Consider the following 5,276-nt stretch of genomic DNA (forward strand, 5'->3'; position numbering starts at 1 on the left):
GGCGAGATCAACAGCTACTCGCTGTTGCCCGCCTTCACGGAGCCCTACCGCAAGGGCTGGCAGCTCGCGGTCGAGGAAATCAACGCGGCCGGCGGCATCAACGGCAAGAAACTGGTCGTCATCTCCAAGGATGACGGCGGCAAGCCGGCCGATGCGCAGACCGCCGCCAACGAACTCGTCTCCAGCGAGAACGTCGCGATGCTGGTCGGCACCTTCCTGTCGAACATCGGTCTCGCCGTCAGCGACTTCGCCAACCAGAAGAAGGTGTTCTTCCTGGCGGCGGAACCTTTGACCGACGCCATCACCTGGTCCAAGGGCAATCGCTACACCTTCCGGCTGCGGCCGTCGAACTACATGCAGGCGGCGATGTTGGTGGAGGAGGCGGCAAAACTGCCGGCCAAGCGCTGGGCCACGATCGCGCCGAACTATGAATACGGCCAGTCGGCGGTTGCGGTGTTCAAGAAGCTGATGTCGGAGAAGCGGCCCGACATCGTCTGGGTCGACGAGCAATGGCCGCCGCAGGGAAAGATCGACGCCGGTCCCGTGGTGCAGGCGCTAGCCGCCGCCAATCCGGAGGCGATCCTCAACGTCACCTTTGCGGCCGATCTCGTCAAGTTTGTGCGCGAGGGCAACACCCGCGGCCTGTTCAAGGATCGTACCGTGGTGTCGTTCCTGACCGGGGAGCCGGAATATCTCGACCCGCTGAAGGACGAAACGCCGGAGGGCTGGATCGTCACCGGCTACCCCTGGTATTCGATCAAGACTCCGGAGCACGACGCGTTCCTGAAGGCCTATCAGGCCAAATATAACGACTATCCGCGGCTTGGCTCGATCGTCGGCTACCAGACCATCAAATCCGCCGCCGCGATCCTGGCGAAGGCGAATTCGACCGATCCGGAAAAACTGATTGCCGCGGCCGAGGGCCTGTCGGTGCCGTCACCGTTCGGCGAGATCACCTTCCGCAAGATCGATCATCAGTCGACGCTCGGCGCCTTCGTCGGCAAGACCGCGCTGAAGGACGGCAAGGGGATCATGGTGGATGCGGTCTATCGCAAGGGCTCGGATTATCTGCCGAGCGACGCCGAAGTCGAAAAGCTCCGGCCGAAGGAGTGAGGTGCGTCGCCGCGTAGCGAGGACCTTCCTCTCCCTCTCCCTCTCCCGCTTGCGGGAGAGGGTTGGGGTGAGGAGGGCTCGACTCGCGGAGATTCCCTCACCCGAAATTCGCTGACGCGAATTTCGACCTCTCCCACCCGCGGGAAGAGGTGCCCCCAACGAGCATCGAGTTGATGGCCTTTTACATCGTCCAGTTCCTGACCGGTCTTGCCAGCGCGGCGTCGCTGTTCCTGGTGGCGTCCGGGCTGTCGATCATCTTCGGCGTCACGCGGATCGTGAACTTCGCTCATGGCGCGTTCTACATGCTCGGCGCCTATGTTGCGTTCACCTTGACCGATACTTTCGCAGGCGTGCTTGGATTCTGGGGCGGCATCGTCACCGCAAGCCTGATCGTCGCAGCAATCGGCGTCGTGGTCGAGACCGTGCTGCTGCGCCGCATCTACCATGCGCCCGAATTGTTCCAGCTGCTCGCGACCTTCGGGCTGACCCTGATGGTCGAGGATCTCGTGGTGCTGATCTGGGGGCCCGGCGATCTGCTCGGCCGCCGCGCGCCGGGGCTAAAGGGCGCGGTCGATTTTCTCGGGCAGAATGTCCCGAGTTATGATCTGTTTCTGATCATGCTCGGTCCTGTCGTGCTCGGCCTGCTCTGGCTTTTGTTCCAGCGCACGCGCTGGGGCATTCTGGTCCGCGCCGCGACCCAGGATCGCGACATGGTCGCGGCGCTCGGCGTCAACCAGAAATGGCTGTTCACCAGCGTGTTCGCGCTCGGCGTCTTCCTTGCGGCGCTTGGCGGTGCCCTGCAGATCCCGCGCGACGCCGTGGATCATGCGATGGATCTGCGCATCATCGTCGACGTCTTCGTGGTGGTCGTGATCGGCGGTCTCGGCAGCATCATCGGTGCCTTCGTCGCAGCGGTGCTGGTGTCCGAGCTCAACGCGTTCGGCATCCTGGTGTTTCCGAAAATCTCGATCGTGCTGGTGTTCGCGGTGATGGCCGTGGTGCTGATCGTGCGGCCCTGGGGCCTGTTCGGAAAAGCGGAGGCGCCTGCGCGCCGCACGCCGGGACTAACGGTCAATCCGTGGCGGCCGCTTAGCTCGGCCGAACGCATCGCGGCGCTGGTCGTGCTGCTCGCGGCGGCCGCGTTGCCGTTCGTGAGCGGCAACTACGCACTGTCGGTCGGCGCCGAAATCGCGATCTTCGTAATCTTCGCCGCCAGCCTGCAATTGTTGATGTCGGTCGGCGGTCTTGCCTCGTTCGGCCACGCCGCCTCGTTCGGGCTCGGCGCTTATGGTGCCGCGTTGTTCGCGAAGATGGCGGGCCTGCCGATGATTGCCTGTCTCCTGCTCGGGCCGCTGGTCGGCGGCCTTGGTGCTGCTGTATTCGGCTTCTTTGCCGTGCAACTGAGCGGCGTCTATTTCGCGATGCTGACGCTCGCCTTCGCCCAGATCGCGTGGTCGATCGCCTTCCAATGGGTCGATGTCACCGGCGGCGACAATGGCATTCTGGGGGTCTGGCCGGAACATTGGGCGGCGAGCCCGTCACATTTCTACTGGCTGTCGCTCGGCGCCGCCGCGCTGGTGGTGGCGCTATTGCGGGTCCTGGTGTTCTCGCCGTTCGGCTTCGCGTTCCGCGCCACCCGCGACTCCCCGCTGCGCAGCGAGGCGATCGGCATCGACGGCAAGCGCATCCAATGGACCGCGTTCGTGATCTCGGGCGTCATCGCTGGACTGGCGGGCGCGCTGTTTGTCTATCTCAAGGGCAGCGTGTTTCCGGACAGTCTCGGCATCTCGCTGTCGGTCGACGCGCTGGTGATGGTGCTGCTTGGCGGCGTCGAGACGGTATCCGGCGCGGTTGTGGGGGCGATCGTCTACAAGGCGCTCAGCATCTATCTGGTGAGCCAGACCGATCTGTCGAAACTCGTGCTCGGCGGCTTCATCGTGCTGATCGTCGTGGCCTTCCCCATGGGCATCGTCGGCACGCTGGAGCGGATTCGTGGTCGCCGCGGGCCCGCAGCGGCGAAACCGCCGCTCGCGACCTCCCGCGTTGGGGTCGCCGAATGAGCGAAGCGTCCCCACTGCTGTCGGTCGAGGGCCTGACCAAGTCCTACGGCGGCGTGCACGCCGTGCGCGGCGTCTCGTTTTCACTTCAGCCCGGAGAAATGCTGGCGCTGATCGGCCCCAATGGCGCGGGCAAGACCACCTGCTTCGACATGCTCAACGGCCAGATCACGCCGGACTTTGGTCGCATCGAGCTGCTCGGCCAGGAAACCACCGGTAAACGCCCGCGTACGCTGTGGCGGCTCGGTGTCGGGCGCACCTTCCAGATCACCGCGACTTTTGCCACCATGACCGTGCGTGAGAATGTTCAGGTCGCCCGCGTCTCGCATGACAGGCGCCTGTTCAATCTGGTCGCCTCGATGCCGTCGCTGGCGCGCGAGGAGGCCGGCCGGTTGCTGGAGCTGGTCGGCATGGCCGCGCACGCGGAGCGCCCCTGCGGCGAGCTCGCGTACGGCGACCTGAAGCGGCTGGAGCTCGCGGTCGCGCTCGCCAACCAGCCGAAATTGCTGCTGATGGACGAGCCGACCGCCGGCATGGCGCCGCGCGAGCGCGTCGATCTGATGCGGCTCACGGCGCAGATCGCCCGCGAGCAGGCAATCGGCGTGCTCTTCACGGAGCACGACATGGACGTGGTGTTCGAGCATGCCAACCGCCTGCTCGTGCTCAACCGTGGCACATTGATCGCCGAGGGCACGCCGGAACAGGTTCGCGCCGATCCGCAGGTGCGCGCGGTCTATCTCGGCGACGGCCTGGTCTATGACCGCCGCCACCGCGAGGGGGCGTCGGCATGAAGCTCTCTGTTTCCGATCTCAACAGCCACTATGGGCCGGCGCATATCCTGTTCGACATCAATCTCGAAGTCGGCGCCGGCGAGGTGGTCGCGTTGCTCGGACGCAACGGCGCCGGCAAGTCCACCACCTTCCGCTCCATCATCGGCCTGGTCGAGCAGCGCAGCGGGCGAGTCCTGTTCGAGGGCCGGGACGTCTCCAACAGCCCGACCTATGATATCGTCCGCGCCGGGCTCGGCTACGTGCCGGAAGAACGGCGCATCTTCAGCGAATTGACGGTCGAGGAGAATCTGGAAGTCGGCCGCCAGCCGAAGCGGCCGAACGCTCCGTATTGGACGCGGGACAAACTGTTCGCGCTGTTTCCCAATCTCGGCGAGATGCGGCGCCGGCCCGGTGGCCGCATGAGCGGCGGCGAGCAGCAGATGCTGACCATCGCCCGCACGCTGATGGGCAATCCGTCGCTGGTGCTCTTGGACGAGCCATCGGAGGGGCTGGCGCCGAAAATCATCGAGCAGATGGTCGATGCCATCCTGACCATGAAGCGCGAGGGCGTCAGCATCGTGGTGTCGGAGCAGAACCTGCATTTCGCGCGACTGATCTCCGATCGCGCCTATCTGATCGAGCGCGGCCAGATCTGCTTTGGCGGCACCATGGCCGAGCTCGATGCGCGTCCGGATATCCGCGACGCGCATCTGTCGGTCTGAAGGGGGCGGGGCCGGCAATGGCGAGGAGTGCGGCGCTGAAGAAGAGTCCGAAGCCGGCGAAGCCGGTCTATATCCTGGATGACCAGATCGGCTTCATCCTGCGCCAGGTCTGGCAGCGCCACGCCACGATCTTCGCCCGTGATATCGGCATCAACCTGACATCGGCGCAATGGGCGGCGCTGGCCAAGCTCAATGAAATGGGTCCCTGCTCGCAGAACCAGCTCGGCCGGCTCACCGCGATGGATGTCGCGACCATCAAGGGCGTGATCGACCGCCTCACCGCGCGCGGCCTGACCGAAACCAACGCCGATCCCACCGATGGCCGCCGCCTGATGGTCAGCCTGACCCGCGCCGGCCGCGAGGCCGCCGAAAAAGCCGCGCCCAACGCGCTTCTGATCTCGAAGCAGACGCTGGCGCCGCTGGATGCCAAAGAGCGCGAGACGCTGATGGGGTTGTTGAGCAGGCTGCGCTGACGCGCGAGGCAAAGCCGGACCACGATCTACCAATTGGACGGGATCCCGATCAGGACCAGCCCGACCGCACAAAAAAAGAGAGAGCCGCAGAGTTTTTGCCCTGCCGGCTCCAAGTGGTCCTTGGCGGGAGGAGCCAAGCAC

5 protein-coding genes are annotated in these 5,276 nt (G+C 65.0%); all 5 read left to right on the forward strand.

Features of this window, described 5'->3' with window-relative positions:
- Positions 1-1,113: ABC transporter substrate-binding protein (locus tag WCB02_RS34830; protein ID WP_423965800.1), on the forward strand; the 1,113-nt coding region annotated here is incomplete at its 5' end.
- 173 nt (positions 1,114-1,286) lie between these two features.
- Positions 1,287-3,173, forward strand: coding sequence for an ABC transporter permease (locus tag WCB02_RS34835; RefSeq protein ID WP_423965802.1), 1,887 nt, complete (start codon positions 1,287-1,289; stop codon positions 3,171-3,173).
- A complete protein-coding gene (locus WCB02_RS34840; protein ID WP_423965805.1) occupies positions 3,170-3,961 on the forward strand; it encodes an ABC transporter ATP-binding protein in 792 nt (263 codons plus the stop codon). The genes WCB02_RS34835 and WCB02_RS34840 overlap by 4 nt, the downstream gene beginning before the upstream one ends.
- A complete protein-coding gene (locus WCB02_RS34845; RefSeq protein ID WP_423965808.1) occupies positions 3,958-4,662 on the forward strand; it encodes an ABC transporter ATP-binding protein in 705 nt (234 codons plus the stop codon). The genes WCB02_RS34840 and WCB02_RS34845 overlap by 4 nt, the downstream gene beginning before the upstream one ends.
- Before the next feature lie 17 nt (positions 4,663-4,679).
- Entirely contained in the window at positions 4,680-5,135 is a 456-nt protein-coding gene (locus WCB02_RS34850) for a MarR family winged helix-turn-helix transcriptional regulator (RefSeq protein ID WP_423965810.1), read from the forward strand.
- The last annotated feature ends 141 nt before the right edge of the window (positions 5,136-5,276 follow it).

This window comes from Bradyrhizobium sp. (assembly GCF_049581145.1).
Classification (GTDB): Bacteria; Pseudomonadota; Alphaproteobacteria; order Rhizobiales; family Xanthobacteraceae; genus Bradyrhizobium.